Source organism: Pseudonocardia hispaniensis, from assembly GCF_042658695.1.
Lineage (GTDB): Bacteria > Actinomycetota > Actinomycetes > Mycobacteriales > Pseudonocardiaceae > Pseudonocardia > Pseudonocardia hispaniensis.
This window is the reverse complement of sequence record NZ_JBHSQW010000011.1, coordinates 35895-55029: the sequence shown is the minus strand read 5'-3', so window position 1 is coordinate 55029 and position 19135 is coordinate 35895. Positions and strand designations below refer to the sequence as shown.

General features: G+C 73.2%; 15 protein-coding genes. 7 read left to right on the top strand and 8 right to left on the bottom strand.

Going from position 1 to position 19135, the window contains the following annotated elements; all coding sequences use genetic code 11:
• Positions 1-7: 7 nt before the first annotated feature.
• Positions 8-1468 carry a D-alanyl-D-alanine carboxypeptidase/D-alanyl-D-alanine endopeptidase gene (gene dacB, locus ACFQE5_RS05720; protein ID WP_379583572.1) on the bottom strand — a complete coding sequence of 487 codons (1461 nt, stop codon included), beginning with the start codon at positions 1466-1468 and terminating at the stop codon, positions 8-10.
• Between the two features lie 125 nt (positions 1469-1593).
• Here dacB and ACFQE5_RS05715 point away from each other — a divergent pair, with 125 nt between their 5' ends.
• A complete protein-coding gene (locus ACFQE5_RS05715) occupies positions 1594-2103 on the top strand; it encodes an inorganic diphosphatase (RefSeq protein ID WP_379583570.1) in 510 nt (169 codons plus the stop codon).
• Positions 2104-2149: 46 nt separating this feature from the next.
• Here the strand turns inward: ACFQE5_RS05715 and ACFQE5_RS05710 are convergent, their stop codons facing one another.
• The 3 genes from ACFQE5_RS05710 to ACFQE5_RS05700 all read right to left on the bottom strand — a co-directional run bounded on the left by ACFQE5_RS05710 (position 2150) and on the right by ACFQE5_RS05700 (position 4197).
• Complete coding sequence (locus ACFQE5_RS05710) at positions 2150-2404, bottom strand: hypothetical protein (RefSeq protein WP_379583568.1); 255 nt, start codon at positions 2402-2404, stop codon at positions 2150-2152.
• 98 nt (positions 2405-2502) lie between these two features.
• On the bottom strand, positions 2503-3717 hold the full coding sequence (locus tag ACFQE5_RS05705; RefSeq protein WP_379583566.1) for an acetyl-CoA C-acetyltransferase: 1215 nt from the start codon (positions 3715-3717) through the stop codon (positions 2503-2505).
• 27 nt (positions 3718-3744) lie between these two features.
• The gene (locus ACFQE5_RS05700; protein WP_379583564.1) at positions 3745-4197 is read right to left on the bottom strand and encodes a MaoC family dehydratase; all 453 of its coding nucleotides are present in this window, start codon (positions 4195-4197) and stop codon (positions 3745-3747) included.
• A gap of 142 nt (positions 4198-4339) precedes the next feature.
• Between ACFQE5_RS05700 and ACFQE5_RS05695 the strand changes: the two genes are divergently transcribed.
• Positions 4340-5149, top strand: a complete 810-nt coding sequence (locus ACFQE5_RS05695) for a SirB1 family protein (protein WP_379583562.1) — start codon at positions 4340-4342, stop codon at positions 5147-5149.
• Positions 5150-5221: 72 nt separating this feature from the next.
• Positions 5222-6007 carry a 5'/3'-nucleotidase SurE gene (gene surE, locus ACFQE5_RS05690; protein WP_379583560.1) on the top strand — a complete coding sequence of 262 codons (786 nt, stop codon included), beginning with the start codon at positions 5222-5224 and terminating at the stop codon, positions 6005-6007.
• Positions 6008-6040: 33 nt separating this feature from the next.
• Here the strand turns inward: surE and ACFQE5_RS05685 are convergent, their stop codons facing one another.
• From ACFQE5_RS05685 to ACFQE5_RS05670, 4 genes are read right to left on the bottom strand one after another with little or no spacing between them, the layout of a single operon-like run.
• Positions 6041-7873, bottom strand: a complete 1833-nt coding sequence (locus ACFQE5_RS05685) for an MFS transporter (protein WP_379583558.1) — start codon at positions 7871-7873, stop codon at positions 6041-6043.
• 49 nt (positions 7874-7922) lie between these two features.
• Positions 7923-9071, bottom strand: a complete 1149-nt coding sequence (locus tag ACFQE5_RS05680) for an acyl-CoA dehydrogenase family protein (protein ID WP_379583556.1) — start codon at positions 9069-9071, stop codon at positions 7923-7925.
• A gap of 2 nt (positions 9072-9073) precedes the next feature.
• Complete coding sequence (locus ACFQE5_RS05675) at positions 9074-11095, bottom strand: acetyl/propionyl/methylcrotonyl-CoA carboxylase subunit alpha (protein WP_379583554.1); 2022 nt, start codon at positions 11093-11095, stop codon at positions 9074-9076.
• 56 nt (positions 11096-11151) lie between these two features.
• Complete coding sequence (locus ACFQE5_RS05670) at positions 11152-12726, bottom strand: carboxyl transferase domain-containing protein (RefSeq protein WP_379583696.1); 1575 nt, start codon at positions 12724-12726, stop codon at positions 11152-11154.
• Between the two features lie 209 nt (positions 12727-12935).
• On the opposite strand from ACFQE5_RS05670, the gene ACFQE5_RS05665 reads away from it, so the two are divergent.
• From ACFQE5_RS05665 to ACFQE5_RS05650, 4 genes are read left to right on the top strand one after another with little or no spacing between them, the layout of a single operon-like run.
• On the top strand, positions 12936-14174 hold the full coding sequence (locus tag ACFQE5_RS05665; protein WP_379583552.1) for an ATP-grasp domain-containing protein: 1239 nt from the start codon (positions 12936-12938) through the stop codon (positions 14172-14174).
• The gene (locus tag ACFQE5_RS05660) at positions 14171-15961 is read left to right on the top strand and encodes an IucA/IucC family protein (RefSeq protein ID WP_379583550.1); all 1791 of its coding nucleotides are present in this window, start codon (positions 14171-14173) and stop codon (positions 15959-15961) included. Before ACFQE5_RS05665 ends, ACFQE5_RS05660 begins: the two co-directional genes overlap by 4 nt.
• A gap of 2 nt (positions 15962-15963) precedes the next feature.
• A complete protein-coding gene (locus ACFQE5_RS05655) occupies positions 15964-17784 on the top strand; it encodes an IucA/IucC family protein (RefSeq protein WP_379583694.1) in 1821 nt (606 codons plus the stop codon).
• Positions 17781-19052, top strand: a complete 1272-nt coding sequence (locus tag ACFQE5_RS05650) for an alanine racemase (protein ID WP_379583547.1) — start codon at positions 17781-17783, stop codon at positions 19050-19052. Before ACFQE5_RS05655 ends, ACFQE5_RS05650 begins: the two co-directional genes overlap by 4 nt.
• The last annotated feature ends 83 nt before the right edge of the window (positions 19053-19135 follow it).

Below are 19135 nucleotides of genomic sequence, written 5' to 3'. Positions count from 1 at the left end.
TACGCACTCATCGGCATCCGCAACGGCTGAGCGCGGCGGCGATCGCGTCGAGTTGGGGTCGAACACTCGCCGGTGACTCCCCGTTGGAGATCAACGCGAACACCAGCAGTCGTCCGTCCGCGTCGGTGACGACACCCGCCAGACTGCTCACCGCCGTCAGGGTGCCGGTCTTCGCGCGCACGACGCCGCGCCCGTCGGTGGACCGGGGATCCTCGAACCGGTCGTCGAGCGTGCCGTCGCCGCCCGCGACCGGCAGCCCGGTCAGCAGCGGCCGCAGGAACTGGGTGTCACGAGGGCCCTGGGCAGGCGCCGCGGCGGCCGACAACAGTGCGCCGACCAGTTTCGGCGGCACCCGATCGGCCGTGGACAGCCCACTGCCGTCCACGAGCGTGGCCCCGGCCGGGTCGAACCCCGCCTGGGCGAGCGCCGCCGCTACCTGCCCGGCCGCTCCGGTGAACGACGCCTCGCCGCCACGGTCGATCGCGACCTCCCGGGCGAGCGCCTCGGCGAGCACGTTGTCCGAGGTGCGCAGCATGTGCTCGACGAGATCGGCGACCGGCGCCGAGGCCACCGAGCCGAGCACCCGCGCGTTCGGCGCGGCGACAGCCTCGGACACCGCGCTCGGGTCGGCCCCGAGCTTCACGGCGAACGCCTGTCCGGCGGCGAATGCGGGACGGTTGACGCGCGGGCCGTCCTGCAGGGTCGCATCGGCGCGGCCACCATCGAGCATCAGCGGCACGATCGGGGCGACGTACCCGCCGGGTACGTCGGCGGGCAGCCAGCCTTCCGCCAGCACCGGGCCGGTGTAGCGGCTGGTGTCGATGAACACCTTGCGGATCTTCTGACCGGGCAGCGCCGTGCGGACCGCCGTGACCAGGTCGTCGAGCCGGGACGGCTGCGGATAGACCGAGTCGCGGCCGGCGGGCAACGCGGTGAGCGTCGGGTCACCCCCGCCGACAAGGACGACCGAATCGGGGGCGGGCCCGGCCACGACCCTGGTATAGAGGCGACTGGTCGAGTCGAGGGTCAGCAGCGCCGCCGCCGCCGTGACGAGTTTGGCCACCGAGCCCGGCACGAGAGCCTTGTCCGGGCTCTGCTGCCACAGCGTGGCGCCGTTGGCGGGGTCGAGGACGACGGCCGCGAGGGTGCCGACGGCGGCGGCACCGGCGAGCGGGCCGAGCGTCGCGGTCAGCCCGGCGGCGGTCGGGAGCGGCGCATCGGCGGGCAGCGGCCCCAGCACACGCACCGGGGCGGGCAGCGCGGCGGCCGCCCCCTTGCCGTCACCGAGCCCCAGCCCGGCGACGAGGGAGGGTGCCGAGAGCGCAACGGCGGAGCCGGTCGCACCCGCCAGCGCGAACACCAGCAGGATGACGACGGCGCGCCGCGTGCCGCGGCCCGGAACGCGGAGCGTGCTGCCGATCCGCTGTCCGAATCCCACCGGCCCCTCCAGGTTCAACTCGTCGGCCATCGCCCGTGACGTAGACCCCTCGACGGCCCGCACCGGCACGCGGTCCCCCACACTAGACGTCGGCGACGGTGCCGCTCGGCACCCGCTCTCGCGCGCCTCTACCGATTATCAGGAGTACTCACACAGTGGACTTCGACGTCACCATCGAGATCCCCAAGGGCGGCCGGAACAAGTACGAGGTCGATCATCTCACCGGCCGGATCCGTCTTGACCGAACGCTGTTCACCGCGACCCAGTACCCCGCCGACTACGGCTTCATCGAGAACACGCTGGGTGAGGACGGCGACCCGCTGGATGCCATGGTGCTCGTCCAGGAGCCGACGTTCCCCGGCTGCCTCATCCGGGCCCGCGCCATCGGGATGTTCCGGATGAAGGATGAGAAGGGCGGTGACGACAAGGTGCTGTGTGTGCCCGCCGAGGACCCACGCCTGGAGCACCTGCGCGACATCCACCACCTGCCCGAGTTCGACCGGGCCGAGATCCAGCACTTCTTCGAGATCTACAAGACCCTTGAGCCGGGCAAGAGCGTCGAGGGCGCCACCTGGGTCGGCCGGGCCGACGCGGAGAAGGAGATCATCGCGTCCCGCGAGCGGGAACGGGCCCGCCTCGCCGCGGAGTCCGGCGAGCTGCACTGAGACCGGATCGGGCACGGCAACGGCGCCACGCCCGGGCCGGCCAGGCTCAGGAGACGGGGCGAGGCTCCACGGCGGAGCGCCCGAACGGGGTCAGGACGGCGGGAGCGGGCGCGCCATCGGGGAAGGGGACCTCAACGAGCCCGGCGGCGATGAGCCTGTGGGCTGCGGTGAAATCGGCGCACGGAACGTTGTCGACGAGCAACACCGGCTCACACGACCGGCTGAAGGTGCAACGGCCTGCCGCGACGGCGCGCAGCAGCCCCAGATCTCGACCCGTCAGTTCGGCGGCAACGGCGGACATCTCTGCGGCTCCCCTCGGCGAACGGCGCCTCACCCACCATTTCGTCCGCCGAGAGGAGATGTTTCAAGCCGTGTTGCACATGTGAGACAGCGACTGTCTCACCGGGTCCGCTCGAACACCGCGGCGAGGCCCTGCCCGCCGCCGATGCACATGGTCTCCAGGCCGTAGCGGACGCCGCGGCGGGCCATCTCCCGGGTCAGGGTGGCCAGGATCCGCCCGCCGGTGGCACCGACCGGGTGCCCCAGCGAGATCCCCGACCCGTTGACGTTCATCCGGTCGAAGTCGGTCGGGGTGAACCCCCACTCGCGGGTGCACGCCAGCACCTGCGCGGCGAACGCCTCGTTCAGCTCGATCAGGTCCATGTCCTTGAGCTCGAGCTCGGCCGCGGCCAGGGCACGGGCGACCGCGGGCACGGGCCCGATGCCCATCGTCGCGGGCGCAACGCCGCCCACGCCCCAGGACACCAGCCGCGCCAGCGGACGCAGCCCCAGCTGCTCGGCCTTCGCCGGATGGGTCACGATGCAGACTGCGGCGCCGTCGTTCTGCCCGCTCGCGTTGCCCGCGGTCACGGTCGCCTCGGGGTCGTCACGGCCGAGGATGGGGCGCAGCCCGGCGAGGGTCTCGACCGTGGAGTCCGGACGGATGTGCTCGTCGCGATCGACCACGACGTCGCCCTTGCGACCCTTGACGGTCACCGGGACCAGCTCGTCGGCGAACCGGCCCTCCGCGGCGGCGGCCGCCGCCCGCTGATGGCTGCGCACGGCGTACTCGTCCTGCTCCTGACGTGGGATCGAGTACTCCCGGCGCAGGTTCTCCGCGGTCTCGAGCATCCCGCCGGGCACCGGGTGGCTGACTCCGCCCGCGGTCACCCGCCCGCGGGCCAGCGAGTCGTGCAGCATCACCCCGGGCCCACCCTTGGCCCCCCAGCGCATCGACGTGGAGTAGAAGGACGCGTTGGACATCGACTCCGTGCCGCCGGCGAGTACCACGTCCGAATCGCCGGCCCGCACCTGCATCGCCGCATAGATCACCGCCTGCAGACCCGAGCCGCACCGCCGGTCGATCTGCAGCCCGGTCGCGGTCACCGGCAGGCCCGCATCCAGCGCGGCGACCCGGCCGATCGCCGGCGCGTCCATCGTCGGATAGCAGTGGCCGAGCAGCACGTCGTCCACCGACTCCGCCGGGATCCCGGTGCGCGCCAGCAGCGCCGTGATCACCGTCGTCGCGAGCTCCTGGGCCGGGACGTCGCGCAGGGACCCGCCGAACCCGCCGACCGGAGTTCGCAACGGCTCACAGATGACCGCATCACGCATCGATGCTTCTCTCCTTCTTCCACCGTGCTAGAGATACTGACGCGTCAGCCACTCCGCGACGAGCGCCGGGCGTTCGGCGCCCTCGATCTCCACGGTGACCTTGTTCGTCAGCTGCACGCCACCGTCCACGTCGGCGATGTCGACAAGCTCGATGCTGCCCCGGATCCGGCTGCCGACCTTCACCGGAGAGGTGAATCTCACCTTGTTCAACCCGTAGTTGACGCCCATCCTGACGTTTTCGATCTTGTAGACCTGACTGACGAACACCGGGAGCAGGGACAGCGTCAGGAAGCCGTGGGCGATCGTTGCCCCGAACGGTCCGTCCTCGGCGCGCTGGGCATCGACGTGGATCCACTGATGATCCTCGGTCGCATCGGCGAACAGGTCGATCTTGGACTGCTCGACGGTGAGCCACTCGCTCTTCCCGAGTTCGGATCCCGCGGCCGCACGGAGTTCCTCGATCCCGCTGAGGACACGCAACGTCGCTCCCCCTTTTTCGACTTCGATGTGGAGCGGCCGGCTGGCCGCACCTGTGCCGACCTCGCCACCCTGCCACACCATCGGGCCCCGACGGACCGTGCCATTGGCAGCATTCGGCCGTCGAAGCGAGCACGATGAGCGGATGGACCCGGTCGAACGCTTCGCCGCCCTGGTCGCCGCGCCGGAGCCGGCGCTGGACGAGGGAGCGCTCGCCATCGCCGCGGGCGCCGACCCCGACCTCGACCCCGCGCCCTGGCTCGCCGAACTCGACCGGCTGGCCAAGGGCGTCACCTCGCTCGACGGGCTGCTGCACCGGTTGTTCACCGAGGCCGGTTTCGCGGGGAACGCCACCGCGTACTACGACCCGCGCAACTCGCTGCTGCCCCACGTGCTGACCCGCCGAACCGGGATCCCGATCACGCTGGCCGTGGTGGCCATCGAGGTGGGACGCCGGGCGGGAATCGAGCTGGAGGGGGTCGGCATGCCCGGCCACTTCCTGGTCCGCCCCGCGGGCAGCAGCCAGCATCTCGACGTGTTCGCCGGCGGCCGGCGACTCGACGAGGCCGCCTGCGAGACGCTGTTTCGCGACGTCACCGGCGCGGGCCCCGAGGTCCCGTTCGGGCCTCGGCTGCTCGCGCGCTCCACGAACCGGCAGATCCTCACCCGGATGCTGGAGAACCTGCGGGTGATCTACCGGCATCGGCGACGGCCCGGCGACCTGGACTGGGTACTGCGGATGCGGCTCGCCCTGCGCCCGGCGCATCCCGAGGAGATAGCCCTGCTCATCGACCTGGCCCGGGTGCAGGGCGAGCTGGGCCGCTGGCTCGATGGCGCCCGGCTGCTCGACCGGTACGTCGCCGCGGCGGCGGCCGAGCCGGGCTCCCCGGTGACGGTGGCCGAGTTCGATCAGTTGCGGACGGCGGCCAGGGCGCTGCGGGCGTATCTGAACTGACCGGAGAGCGGCCCTCGTGGGGCGGCTCTCGACCGGGAGCCACAACCGTCCCGCTCGCCTACCGTGGAGCCCGTGGACGACAACCGCCGCCGCGCTCTGATCACCAACGACGACGGAATCGACTCGCCGGGGCTGTGGAAGCTGGCCGCCGCCGCCCGCGACGCGGGACTCGACGTGACGGTGGCAGCGCCGCACACCGACTCCAGTGGGGTCGGCGGCTCCGTTCTGTCGATCCGCAACGGCGATGGCACCGCCGTGCATCCACGCGAGCTCCCCGGGCTGCCGGGCGTCCCGGCGTTCGGCGTCGAGGCGCATCCCGCGTTCATCGTGCACGCGGCAGGCCGCGGGTGGTTCGACCCGAAGCCCGAGATCGTGCTGTCCGGGATCAACATCGGCGCCAACGTCGGTCGTGCCGTCCTGCACTCCGGCACCGTCGGCGCCGCGCTGACCGCCGGCCTGCACGGCTGGCACGGCCTCGCCGTGTCCCTCGACAGTGGTCTGTGGATGCCCGAGAACCCGCACTGGGACGCGGTCGCGCACGTGCTGCCCGAGGTGATCGAGCTCCTGCTGACCAGGGAACCGGGCACGGTGTTCTCGCTCAACGTGCCCGACCGCCCGGTGGCGCAGCTGGGCGAGCTGCGCGAGGCGCGGCTGAGCCGCTTCGGCGCGGTCCAGGTCCGGGTGGTGCACCGCGACGGCGATCCGCACGGCGCGCTGCACGCATCGGTGGACGAACCGGCCGAGGCCCCGGAGCCGGGGACCGATGTCGCGCTCCTCGCCGAGGGCTATCCGACGCTCACCGAACTCCAGTCGATAGCCGAACGGCCTGGCGTGCTCCGCGCCGGCGCGGCCACCTGACCGCCCGGCGCCCGCCCCCGCGTTCGGCCTCGCTCAGTGCACGTCCGCGCCGGTGAGCGTCTCCTCGAGCCGGTCAGCGATCTCGACGACGATCCGGAACGGACGTTCGAACCCGTCCAGGTCGAGCTCCTCCAGCGCGATGGAGTGCCGGAACACCACCACGCCCTCGGTCGAGGCGACACCACCGACGACCGAGTCCCCGGCCAGCTCGAGCAGCCGGGCCAGGTCGATGTCAGCGGCCCGGGCCACGGGCGAGGCGATCTGCGCCCACGGGTGGCCGTCGTCTCCGGTCACCTTCCGCACCACGACCAGCTGCGTCCGGTCGCCGGTGGTGGGGAGGTTGAACCACAGCTCGTCGCCCTGGGCGCGCATGATCTCGTATCGAACTCGAACGTAGGACACCAGATCGTCCCAACTCGCCACCGTCGGCTCCTCCCGGTCGTCGAGCGGGACCGTACCGCTCCGCCCCGGTGACGCACACGCGGGCATCCACCGCCACACCAACAGGGCCGCCGCCGCACAGACCGCCGCGGCGACGAACACCGCGGCGCGGAAGCCGTCGACCAGCCCGCGGTCGCCGTCGACGAGTATCCGGCCGTGCGCGGCGATCGACGCGGTGGTCGTCAGCGCCACGCCGAGCACCGCGCCGAGCTGGCGCGCCTCGGTGACCACGCTCGCCGCGAACGCCCGGTGCGCTGTGCCAAGCGTGCGCAGCGGCCCGATGCTGGCCGGGGTGAACACCATCGGCCGAGCCAGCGCGAGCGCCAGCAGCCCCGGGACCAGCGCCACCACCCCGCCGAGAGCGGCGGCCCAGCCCAGCGCGGCGAGGCCCGCCGCGGCCAGCACCAGCCCCGGCAGCACCAGCGCCCGCGGCCCGCGCCGATCAGCCTGCCGCCCGGTGCGGATCGACAGCAGCGGCGTGCCCAGCCCGGCCACAGCGATGACGACCCCGGTCCTCAGGGCGTCGAGCCCCAGCCCGTGCTGCAGGTACAGCGCCAGGGACACGGTGACGCCGAAGACCGCGAACTGGATGGCGAACAACGCGGCGACCGAACCGGCCAGCATCCGGTCGCCGAACAGCCGGAAATCCAGCACCGGATACCGGCTGCGCCGCTGGCTCCACCCGAACAGCCCGAGCACGGCCATCCCGCCCGCGATCGGCGCAATCGCCAGTGACCCGAGATCCGCGACCCCGACGACCCCGACGACCAGCGCGGCAAGGCCCGCCAGCAGCAGCCCGACCCCGGCCCAGCCGACCGGCTGCGCCACCGGCTCCCGCGAGGGGATGAGGTAGCGCCGGCCGAGCACCAGCGCGGCCATCACCACAGGAAGGTTGACCACGAACAGCCATCGCCAGCCGATCGTCAGCACCACCCCGGCGAGCAACGGACCCAGCACGAGCAGCGCGGTACCTCCGGTGGACAGCACCCCGATCGCCCAGCCGCGCCGCTCGTCGCCGACGGCGCTGGTCGTGTTGCCCAGCGCGAGCGGCTGGACGATCGCCGCCCCGATGCCCTGGACGAACCGGGCCGCGAGCAGCAGCCCGAACGTCGGCGCCACCGCACACAGCGCCGAGCCCAGCCCGAAGACGACCAGCCCACCCAGGAACACCTCCCGCCGTCCCCGGTGATCGGCCAGCCTGCCCGCGACCGCCATGAACACGGCCATCGCCAACAGGTAGCCGGTGATCGTCCATTGCAGCTCGTCGAGCTGCGCCCCGAACTCCCGGCCGATCGCCGGCAGCGCGACGGTCACCGCGGTCTGGTCGAAGAACACCAGCGCGTTCGCCGACAGGGTGCAGGCCAGCACGCAACGGCTGCGGCGGTCCAGCGATCGCCACCCCTCCGCTCGGGTCCGGTCGCGCATCTCGTGCCCCCGTCCTGGGCCGAGGAGCCGCGGGCGCGGACCCTCCCGGCTAGAGGCCCAGCTGCCGGGCGATCAGCATCTTCTGCACCTCGGAGGTGCCCTCACCAATTTCGAGGATCTTGGCGTCGCGGTAGAAGCGGCCGACCGGGTACTCATTCATGAACCCGTAGCCGCCGAAGATCTGGGTGGCGTCGCGGGCGTTGTCCATCGCCGCGTTCGAGGAGACCAGCTTGGCGATGGCCGCCTCCTTCTTGAACGGCTCGCCGCGCAGCATCTTGGCCGCGGCGGCGTAGTAGGCCAGCCGTGCGGTGTGCGCCCTGGCCTCCATGTCGGCGATCTTGAACTGGATCGCCTGGTAGGTGCCGATCTTCTGGCCGAAGGCCTCACGCTCCTTGGCATAGCGCACCGACTCGTCGACACAGCCCTGCGCCAGCCCGACCGAGAGCGCCGCGATCGCGATCCGGCCCTCGTCGAGAATGGACAGGAACTGCGCGTAGCCGCGGCCGCGCTCGCCGAGCAGGTTCGCCGCGGGCACCCGGCAGTCGTCGAAGAACAGCTCGCGCGTGTCGGAGGCGTTCCAGCCGACCTTCGAGTACTTCTTCGACACCCGAAAACCGGGGGTTCCGACCGGGATCATGATCGCCGAGATCTCCGGTCGGCCGCCCTCCCGCTCGCCGGTGATGGCGGTGACGGTGACGACCGAGGTGATGTCGGTGCCGGAGTTGGTGATGAACGCCTTGGAGCCGTTGATGACCCAGTGGTCGCCCTCGAGCCGCGCGGTGGTCCGGGTAGCACCGGCATCGGACCCACCGCCGGGCTCGGTGAGGCCGAACGCGCCCAGCTTCTCGCCCGCGGCCATCGCCGGGAGCCACTCGCGCTTCTGCACGTCGGTGCCGAAGCGGTAGATCGGCATGGCGCCCAGCGAGACCCCGGCCTCCAGGGTGATCGCCACCGAGGAGTCAACCCTGGCGAGCTCCTCGAGGGCCAGGCACAGCGCGAAGTAGTCCCCGCCCATCCCGCCGTACTCCTCGCTGATGGGCAGCCCGAACAGGCCCATCGCGCCCATCTTCGCCACGAGGTCGTAGGGGAACTCGCAGCGCTCGTAGTACTCGCCGATGACCGGGGCGACCTCCTTGTGCGCGAACTGCTCGACGGTCGCCCGCAGCGCCTCCTGCTCCGGGCTGAGCTCGAAGTCCATGATCACTCCATTTCCGAGATGTGCTCGACGACGGCCAGCACGGCGTCCTTGGCGACCGTTCGGCCCGGATGGGCGCGCAGCTCGCGGACCACTCCGTCGACCGGGGCGGTGAGCACGTGCTCCATCTTCATCGCCTCGACGACGACGAGCCGCTGACCTGCGACGACGTGGTCACCCTCGGCGACCTCGACAACGGTCACCGTGCCGGGCATGGGCGAGAGCACGGGCCCGCCCGAGGCGTCCTCGGCGTGTCGGGCGGCCTCGAGCGGTTGCTGTTCACGAACGGCCCACGCCTGCCCGTCCCGGGCCAGCCACAGCGTGGCCCCGTCCTGCGCCACCCTATAGGCCCTCGTGACGTCTCCCCAGGTCACAAGGTGTTGTGAGGGAGAAACAGGGTCAGAACACTGTGTCCCACTCACGGGGCGGAAGGGGGCGCCGGCGACGGAGGCCTCGGCGGCGTGGGCGCGGCCGCGGACCCGTACCTCCACCGGCTCGTGCCCGGCCACGAGCATCTGCCAGATGGTCGCGGCCGGCTCACCGATCCGCCAGCCGCCCGGGATGTCGAAGGCATCGACCACCGGCCCGGTGGGCTCCAGCCGCGCCAGGCTGTGCAGCGCCGCGGCCACCGGCACATCGTCGGGCAGCTCGTCGGCCACGAGATCGGTGATCCGGCGACCGACGAGCCCGGTGTCCAACCGCCCGGCGCGGACATCGGGATCGGCGAGCAGCGCGCGCAGGAAACCGGTGTTGGTGCCCAGCCCGAGCAGGACCGTGTCGCCCAGCGCAGTGTCCAGCCGGCGCAGCGCCTCGTCCCGGTCGGCGCCGTGGGCGATCACCTTGGCGAGCATCGGGTCGTAGTCCGAACCGACGACCCCGCCCTGCGCGATACCGGAGTCGACCCGGATCCCCGGACCGGTCGGCTCACGCAGCGCGAGGATCCGGCCGCCGGTGGGCAGAAAGACGGCGGCGCCATCGATGATCGACGCGGTCTCGGCGTAGATCCGAGCCTCGATGGCATGCCCGCGCAGCATGACGTCGTCCTGCGTGATCGGCAGCCGCTCGCCCGCGGCGACCCGCAGCTGCAGCTCCACCAGGTCCAGCCCGGTGACGGCCTCGGTGACCGGGTGCTCGACCTGCAACCGGGTGTTCATCTCCATGAAGAAGAACTCGTCGGGGTTCTCGGCACCGACGATGAACTCGACGGTGCCCGCGCCCGTGTAACCGACCGCGCGGGCCGCCTCGACCGCCGCGGCCCCCATCCGGTCCCGCTGCGCGGGGGTGAGCAGCGCCGACGGCGCCTCCTCGATGATCTTCTGGTGGCGGCGCTGCAGGCTGCACTCGCGCTCGCCCAGATGCACGACGTTGCCGTGGGTGTCGGCCATGATCTGGATCTCGATATGCCGCGGCGCGGTGACCAGCCGCTCGACCAGCAGCGTGTCGTCGCCGAAGGAGCCGCGCGCCTCGCGGCGCGCGCTCGCGATCGCGTCCGCCAGCTCGCCCGCCTCGTACACCGCGCGCATGCCCTTGCCGCCACCACCGGCACTCGGCTTGAGCAGCACCGGGAAGCCGACCTCCTCGACGGCGAGCGCGAGCTCCGCGTCGGACAGCCCCGCCCCGTCGGAACCCGGGACGACCGGGACGCCCGCCTTGGCGACGGTCGCCTTGGCGCGGATCTTGTCGCCCATCGCCTCGATCGCGGCGGCCGGCGGGCCGACGAAGACGATCCCCGCCTCCTCGCACGCGGCCGCGAATGCGGTGTTCTCGGACAGGAAGCCGTATCCGGGGTGGATGGCCTGCGCCCCGGTCGCCCGCGCCGCGGCGATGACGGCCGGGATCGACAGGTAGCTCGCGGCCGCGGCGGCCGGGCCGATCCGGACGGCGGCGTCGGCGGCGGCGACGTGGGGCGCGTCGGCGGTGTCGCCGTCGGAGTACACGGCCACGGACCGGATGCCCATGGCGCGCAACGTGCGGATCACCCGCACCGCGATCTCGCCGCGGTTGGCGATCAGGACGGTGTCGAACATTCCAGGCTCCTGGACGGGACGGGGACGGCGGGACAGCGGCACGACACGACGGCGCGTCACATCCGGAACACGCCGAACGCCGGATCGCCCAGCGGGGCGTTCGCCGCCGCCGACAGGGCCAGCCCGAGAACCATGCGGGTATCGGCGGGGTCGATCACGCCGTCGTCCCACAGCCGGGCCGTGGAGTAGTAGGGGTGACCTTGCGTCTCGTACTGCGCCCGGATCCGGTCCTTGAACCTCTCCTCGGGCTCCGGGTCGTTCGGCGAGCGGACCGTGGACAGCACCATCGCCGCCTGTTCGCCGCCCATCACCGAGATCCGCGCGTTGGGCCACATCCACAGGAACCGCGGCGAGTACGCCCGCCCACACATCGAGTAGTTCCCGGCGCCGAAGGAGCCACCGATGATCACCGTGAACTTCGGGACCCGGGTGGAGGCCACCGCGGTGACCATCTTCGCGCCGTTCTTGGCGATCCCACCCGCCTCGTACTCGCGGCCGACCATGAACCCGGAGATGTTCTGCAGAAACACCAGCGGGACGCCGCGCTGGTCGCACAGCTGGATGAAATGCGCGCCCTTGAGCGCGGACTCGGAGAACAGGATCCCGTTGTTGGCCACGATCCCGACCGGGTGGCCGTGCAGCCGGGCGAACCCGGTGACCAAGGTCGTCCCGTACTCGGCCTTGAACTCACCGAACCGGGACCCGTCGACGATCCGGGCGATCACCTCGCGCACGTCGTAGGGGGTGCGGGAGTCGGTCGGCACCACGCTGTAGAGCTCGGCCGGGTCGGCCAGCGGCTCCTCGGTGGGCCGGATGTCCCAGGGCCGCGGGGCGCGCGGGCCCAGCGTCTCGACGATGGACCGCACGATCTGCAGCGCGTGCGCGTCGTCGGCGGCGAGATGGTCGGTGACCCCGGAGATCCGCGAATGCAGTTCGCCGCCGCCCAGCTCCTCGGCGCTGACGACCTCGCCGGTAGCGGCCTTCACCAGCGGCGGGCCGCCGAGGAAGATCGTTCCCTGGTTGCGCACGATCACGGCCTCGTCGCTCATCGCGGGCACATACGCGCCGCCCGCGGTGCACGAGCCGAGCACGGCGGCGATCTGCGGGATGCCCAGCCCGGACATCGTGGCCTGGTTGTAGAAGATGCGGCCGAAGTGCTCGCGGTCGGGGAAGACGTTGTCCTGCTCGGGCAGGTAGGCCCCACCGGAGTCGACGAGGTAGATGCACGGCAGCCGGTTGTGCAGGGCGACCTCCTGCGCGCGCAGGTGCTTCTTGACCGTCATCGGGTAGTAGGTGCCGCCCTTGACGGTGGCGTCGTTGGCGACGATCACGCATTCCCGCCCGGCGACCCGCCCGACGCCCGTGATCATCCCGGCGCCCGGGGCCTCGTCGCCGTACATCCCGGTGGCGGCCAGCGGCGAGAGCTCCAGGAATGGCGAGGACGGATCGACCAGCGCGTCCACCCGGTCGCGCGGCAGCATCTTGCCGCGCTCGACGTGCCGGGCGCGAGCCCGTTCGGGACCGCCGAGCCGGGCCGCTGCCAGCCGGGCGTTCAGGTCGGCGACCAGGGCGCGATGCGACTCGGCGTTGCGCGTCGCCGCCTCGTCGGCCGGGTCGACGGCGCTGGACAGGGTCGCAGGCACAGGCCCCTCCTCGGTTAGCGGTCATTAACAGGTTAGCGGTCATTAACAGGCTGCGCCAGACCCCGATCCGGCATCGCCGATCCCGAGGCTTGCCTTAGTTAGGCCAGCCTGCGCTGTATAGGACACTGTCCGTAGTCGATCGTGTTCACAGAGTCATCGGCGGGTGCCCTTGACCATCACGTGCCGGGAGAAGCTCCGTGCCGCTGTACCTGACCGCACTCAACCCGACCGACGCCGTCACGCACGGCCTGCTGCCCGCCGCGGCCCGGCTCGGGACCGAGGTCGTGCTGCTCACCGACGGCCCCGAAGCCCACCGGACCGCGTACGCCGACCACCCGTCCCCCCCGCTGGCCGTGGTGCCCGCCGCGGTCCGCGACGCCGCCGCGGTGGCTGCCCGGGTCCACGCGCTGCGCCGCCGGTTCGGGCCCGCGGAGGCGCTGTTCAGCAACAGCGACCACCTGCAGACCCCGACCGCGCTCGCCGCCGAACTGCTCGACCTGCCCGCCAAGCCGTGGCGGGCGACGCAGCGGTGCAAGCACAAGTTCCTGGCCCGCCGAATGCTGGCGGCGGCCGGCCTCGACACCGTCGCCTGCGCCGAGATCGGCCCCGCCGATGACCCGGACGAGGTCGCGGCCGGGCTGCCCTACCCGGCGGTGGTCAAGCCGTGCGAGGGTGTGGCCAGCGAGGACGTCCTGCTGGTCACCGGAGCCGACGCGCTGCGGGACCGGGTCGCCCAGATCCGCGCCCGCCGACCCGGCGCGGCCTTGCTGGTCGAGGAGTTCCTGCCGGGGACGCTGCGCACCTACGACACCCTCGGCGACGGCACCGCGCTGCACCACCTCGGCTCCTGGCGGACCGCACTCGGACCGCCGCCGCATTTCGCCGAGTCCCGGCTGGACTGGGACCCGGTGCTGCCCCAGCCCGTGCAGGCGCATCTGCGGGCCCAACTCGCGGCCCTCGGCGTCGGCCTCGGCGCCTGCCACACCGAGTTCGTCGTGCACGGCGACCGCGCCCGGATCATCGAGGTCAACTATCGGCTCATCGGCGACACCATGGACCTGGTCTGCGCCGAACTGCTCGGGTTCGACCTGTTCGCCACGCTGATCCGGCTGCACCGCGGCGAGCCGCTGCCCTCCGACCTGCCCGACCCGACCCGGTTGGGCCGCCATGCCCGGGTCGACTACGTCCTGGCCGACCGCGCCGGGCGGCTGGCCGACGCGCCCGCCGAGGGTGTCATCGAGCTCCCCGACGGGATCCGGCTCGGCCACCGCCTGCTGCGCGCGGTCGGGACCGACGCCGAGTGGCACGGCACGAACCGGGACTACCTGGCCGTCGTCCACGGGATCGGCCCCGACGCCCGGCGGGTGGACGCCGCCCTCGACCGGTTCCGCGCCACCGCGGCCTGGCCGATCGAGTCCGCGGCGGTGCACACATGAGCGCCGAAAGCCGTCTGCTCCAGCGGGTGCTCGACGCGCTGCTCCGGGAGGACCATCTCGGCCTGTCCAGCGCGGGCGCCCCGGTCAACGACCCGGCGCTGCCCGCGCTGCCGCCGGACCAGACCTGGTGGCGGGCCCGGCTTCGCGACGGGCACACGGTCGCGCTGCCGGTGCGGCCCGACGGGTTCCTCGCCGAACACGCCGTCGCGGCCCCGATCCTCGTGCTGGACGGCCCGCACACCCCGGGGGGCCCGGTGGTCGTCGACTCACTGGCCGGGGCCCTCGCCGCGCTGGCCCCGGACGGCGACGCCGAGACCCGGGCCGGCTGGGCCGACTTCATCCAGGAGTGCACGCAGACCCTGGCCACCGTGCGGCTGCACGACCTCGCCGGTCCACGGCTGCGCGCCCGGCTGGCCGGCGAACCCCCCGTCGCCGGGTTCGCGGGGATGCTGCGCCATGAGGCGCTGGCCGCGCTGCGCGATCACCCCGTATACCCGACCGGGCGCTGCCGGTGGGGGCTGAGCGAGACCGAGCTGCGCCGATACGCCCCGGAGTTCCAGCCGTCGTTCCCGCTGCGTTGGGTCGTCGTGCCGCGGGCGCGGCTGCGGTTCTCGCCCGCGTTCGAGGCCGCCGGGCCGCCCGGCTGGTGGCCGGCCCCGTCCCGCCTCGGCGCCCGGCCGGAGGCCGACCGGGACCACCTCGCGGTGCCCGTGCACCCACTCACCGCCGACCGCGGCGTACCGGGCCTCGTCGCGGCCACCGGCCCCACCGTCACCCCCACCCTGTCCACCCGCACGGTCGCCCTCGACGCCGACCCCGGCGTGCACCTGAAGCTGCCGCTGCCGACCGCGACCCTCGGGCGGCGCAACCGGCGCACGATCGCCCCCGGCACGCTGGCCGACGGCGACACCGTGCACCGGCTGCTCACGGCGGTGCTGCGCCGGGAACCGCGGCTGCGCCGGCGGGTGCTGCTCGCCGACGAGACGCGGTGGCTCGACAGTCCGGACGACGACCGGCTGGCCGTGCTCGTCCGCCGCTATCCGGCCGAGCTGGCCGGGGACACCCTCGTCCCGCTCGCCGCGCTGCTGGCTCCCGACCCGCACCGCCCCGGCGACACCGTGCTCGACGGCCTCGCGGCCCGGCACACCGGCGCCGACCCGATCGCCTGGTTCGACGCCTATCTGTGCGCCCTGCTCGACTGGCATCTCGCGCTGTGGCTGCGCTACGGCATCGCGCTGGAGGCACACCAGCAGAACATCACCGTCGCCGTCCGCGAGGGCGACCCGGACTGGCTGCGGCTGGTCTACAAGGACGACGACGGCGCCCGGATCGACTGTGCCCGCCTCGCCGCCGCGCTCGGCCAGGACGCGCCGCTGCCCGTCACCCCGGCCGCGTTCCACGATCGGCGGATCGCGGTGTCGGACCCGGCGGAGCTGGCCGACGTGGTCGTGACGATCACCCTGCACCTCTGCGTCGGCGCGCTCGTCGTCGAGCACGCCGGCGCCGACGCGAATCGCCGCGGGCGGCTGTTCGCACTGGCCCGCGGCCGCGTCGAGGAGGCGGCGCAACGCTGGTGCGACCCGGCCGACCCCGGCTCGGTCGCCGCCACCGACCTGCTGCGCCGCCACGTGCTCGAGGCCGACCGGTGGCCGATCAAGGCGATGGTCACCGCGGGCACCCTGCTGCCCAAACACCGGCTGGGCTGCGCCGACGTCAACAAGCACTACCGCCGCAGCGGACCCAACTACCTGCGCACGGGACGACGAGAGGAACGGAGCGCACCGTGACCATGGTGACCTTGTCCCCGCCCGAAGCCGCGCCGCCGCCGCAGGCCACCGCGGCCGGCCCGGACGCCGATCTGCTGTCCGCGCACACCCTGCTCGGCGTGCTGGTCCGCGAGGTCGCCGGGCCGCAGCGACAGACCAGGGTGACCGGAGAGCACCTGGTCGTCCGGCTGGCCCACACGGGCCTGCTGCTGCGTGCGCGGCTGCGGCGCCGCTCACCGGTGACCCTGCACCGCTTCGCGCCCGCCCCGGTCGAGCTGCTGACCGGCGAGCGGTGGGACCCGGTGGGGCCGGAGCGGCTCGCCGGCCTGGTCGGCGCGGAGCTGACCCTGCAGACGGGATACCGCAACGACGAGTTCGTGTCCCAGGTGAGCGCGAGCCGGGATGCGCTCGCCGAGATCCTGGCGACCCGGCCGGACGTGCCGTGGCGGGTCGTCGGCGGGATCGCGGGCGCCTACCTCGACTCCGAGCAGGCCCTGCTCGGGGGCCATCCTCGCCACCCCACGCCGAAGTGGCGGTCCGGCGACTCCGGTCAGTGGCGTCGCTACGCGCCGGAGGCCCGCACCGCCTTCCCGCTGCGCTGGCTCTCCGTCCCGGCCGAGTACGTACACGACCACGTCGTCGACCCCTGGGCACACTTCGACGACCAGGCGTGCACCGCGTTCCTGCTCGACGCACACCGGGATCGGGTCGGCCCGGACCGGCGGGCGGTCCCGGTCCATCCATGGCAGTACCGGCTGATCGAAACCGACCCGGAGCTCGGACCGGCGCTGCAGGCCGCCTTGGATTGCGGGGTCCTGCACGACCTCGGCGAGATCGGCGTCCCGTGCCATCCGACGGCGAGCGTGCGGACGCTCTACCAGCCCGAGGCCGACCGGTTCCTCAAGACCAGCCTCCACGTGCGGATCACCAACTGCCTGCGCAAGAACGCGTCATACGAGCTCGCGGGCGCGGTCGCGCTGACCCGGCTGCTGGAACTGCCGTGCGCCGAGGTGGCCGGCGCCCACCCGGGCTTCGCCGTGCTGGCCGAGCCCGCCGCGCGCTCGGTGGACCTGCCCGGCCTCGATCCCGGTCCGCGGCACCGGCTCCTGGAGGCGCTGGGCACGATCGTGCGGTCCGGGCTGCGCGACCACGTGCGTCCGGGCGAGCGGGTGCATCTGGCCGGGACCCTGGCGGCGGAGTACCCGGATCCCGCGGGTACCGGCACCCGGCTGGTCGATCTCGCCGTCCGCGCCGGCACCGCCGACCTCGCCGGATGGGCCGAGCTGTGGTGGCGGCGCTACCTGTCGCTGCTGGTCGCGCCGGTGCTGCGGCTGTGGGCCGAGCACGGCGTCGTGCTCGAGCCGCATCCCCAGAACGTGCTGGTCGTGGTGGGATCGGACCAGATGCCGGTCCGGGTGCTCGCCCGCGATCTGGAGGGCACCAAGCTGGTGGGCGAGCGGCACGCCGACGCGCTGGCGGTCCTTCCGGCCGACGTCGCGGGGGCCATCTCCTACGACGAGCCGCGGGCCTGGAACCGGATCGCCTACTGCCTGTTCGTCAATCACCTGGCGGAGTTCGCCGGCGCGCTGACCGATCTGGCCGCCGCTGCCGGGCCGGGCGCGGACCGGTTCGAACAGCGGCTCTGGGAGATCCTCGCCGAGGTGCTGGCCGCCGTCAGCGCCGAGCTGGGGCACCCACCCCGGCTGCGCGCGCTGCTCGCGGGGGTGCCGCTGCCGGCCAAGACCAACCTGCTGGTGCGCTGGGAGCGGGCCGCCGACCGGCACGCCGGATATGTGCCGTTTCCCCATCCGATGGGTCGCGCGCTCTGCGGGGAGCCGCGATGAACCTGCTCACCCCGGGTGTGGCCGCGGCGGCCACCGACCTCGTCCGCCGGGACGCGGTGCCCGCCTACGTCTACGACCTCGACCATCTCGACGCGCACACCGCGGACCTGTGCGCGCGGGTCCGCGCGGCCGGCGCCGCAGCCGGGCTGCGGCTGGAGGTGTTGCACGCGGTCAAGGCGAACCCGGACCCGGCCGTGCTCGCGACCGCCGCCCGGCACGTCGACGGGCTGGAGGTGGCCAGTGGCGGCGAGCTCGCCCACGTCCGGCGGCACGTGCCAGGCGTGGAACTGGCGTTCGGCGGACCCGGCAAGACCGACGCCGAACTGGCCGCGGCGGTGGCCGCGGGCGTTGCGCGCTACCACGTGGAGAGCCTCACCGAGCTGCGCAGGCTGGACGCCGCGGCCCGCGTGGCGGGCACGGTCGCCACGGTGCTGTTGCGGGTCAACATTCCCGGCTCCTCGGTCCCGGGGGCCGCGCTGACCATGGGCGGCGCCCCGAGCCCGTTCGGCATGGACCCCGCCGAGGCGGACGCCTGCGCCGCCGCGCTCGCCGCGCTGCCGGGAGTGCGGATCACCGGGGTGCACGCCCACCTCGCGAGCGGCCTGGACCCGAGGGCGTGCGCCGCCCAGGGGGACGCGGTGCTGGGCTGGGCGCTGGACTTCGCGCGGCGGCACCGGATGCGGCTCGCCGAGGTCAACGTCGGCGGCGGGATGGCGGTGGACTACCACCGCCCGCAGCGGCGCTTCGACTGGGCCGAGTACGGACGCCTGCTCGCCGGGCATGCGCTCACCCGCCTCGACGGCGCCGCCGCGCCGGTGCTGCGGATCGAACCGGGCCGCGCGGTCAGCGCCTACTCCGGCTGGTACGTCACCCGCGTGCTGGAGCTCAAGCGCAGCCACGGCGAGTGGTTCGCGATCTGCCTCGGCGGCACGCACCATCTGCGGACCCCCGCCGCCAAAGGCCACGACCAGCCGCTCGCCGTGCTTTCCACCGACGGCTGGGACCGGCCCTGGGCGCGCCCGGACACCGGGGCCGACGCAACGGTGACCTTCGTCGGGCAGCTGTGCACGCCCAAGGACGTGCTGGCCCGCCGGATCCGCGCGGGTCGGGTCCGCGCCGGTGACATCGTGGTGTTCGCGCTGGCCGGCGCCTATGCGTACAACATCAGTCACCGCGACTTCCTGCTGCATCCGGCCCCGGGCGTCGTACACCTGGGCCTCAGGCCCGGGCGTCGCGCAGCGCCCGCCACACCTTCCGGGTCATGCTGAAGAACTCTGACCCCGCCGACGCTGCTCCACCGCCGCGCGACACCGGGCGCAACCGCCCGCGTCCCGGCCATCCTCAGCGTGCC

Excerpts from the sequence above, each read along its gene's own strand:
- ACFQE5_RS05675 (WP_379583554.1), bottom strand. The coding sequence starts at position 11,095 with ATGTTCGACACCGTCCTGATCGCCAACCGCGGCGAGATCGCGGTGCGG.
- ACFQE5_RS05680 (WP_379583556.1), bottom strand. The coding sequence starts at position 9,071 with ATGGACTTCGAGCTCAGCCCGGAGCAGGAGGCGCTGCGGGCGACCGTC.
- ACFQE5_RS05685 (WP_379583558.1), bottom strand. The coding sequence starts at position 7,873 with ATGCGCGACCGGACCCGAGCGGAGGGGTGGCGATCGCTGGACCGCCGC.
- ACFQE5_RS05660 (WP_379583550.1), top strand. The coding sequence starts at position 14,171 with ATGAGCGCCGAAAGCCGTCTGCTCCAGCGGGTGCTCGACGCGCTGCTC.
- ACFQE5_RS05655 (WP_379583694.1), top strand. The coding sequence starts at position 15,964 with ATGGTGACCTTGTCCCCGCCCGAAGCCGCGCCGCCGCCGCAGGCCACC.
- ACFQE5_RS05705 (WP_379583566.1), bottom strand. The coding sequence starts at position 3,717 with ATGCGTGATGCGGTCATCTGTGAGCCGTTGCGAACTCCGGTCGGCGGG.
- ACFQE5_RS05695 (WP_379583562.1), top strand. The coding sequence starts at position 4,340 with ATGGACCCGGTCGAACGCTTCGCCGCCCTGGTCGCCGCGCCGGAGCCG.
- dacB (WP_379583572.1), bottom strand. The coding sequence starts at position 1,468 with ATGGCCGACGAGTTGAACCTGGAGGGGCCGGTGGGATTCGGACAGCGG.
- ACFQE5_RS05710 (WP_379583568.1), bottom strand. The coding sequence starts at position 2,404 with ATGTCCGCCGTTGCCGCCGAACTGACGGGTCGAGATCTGGGGCTGCTG.
- ACFQE5_RS05650 (WP_379583547.1), top strand. The coding sequence starts at position 17,781 with ATGAACCTGCTCACCCCGGGTGTGGCCGCGGCGGCCACCGACCTCGTC.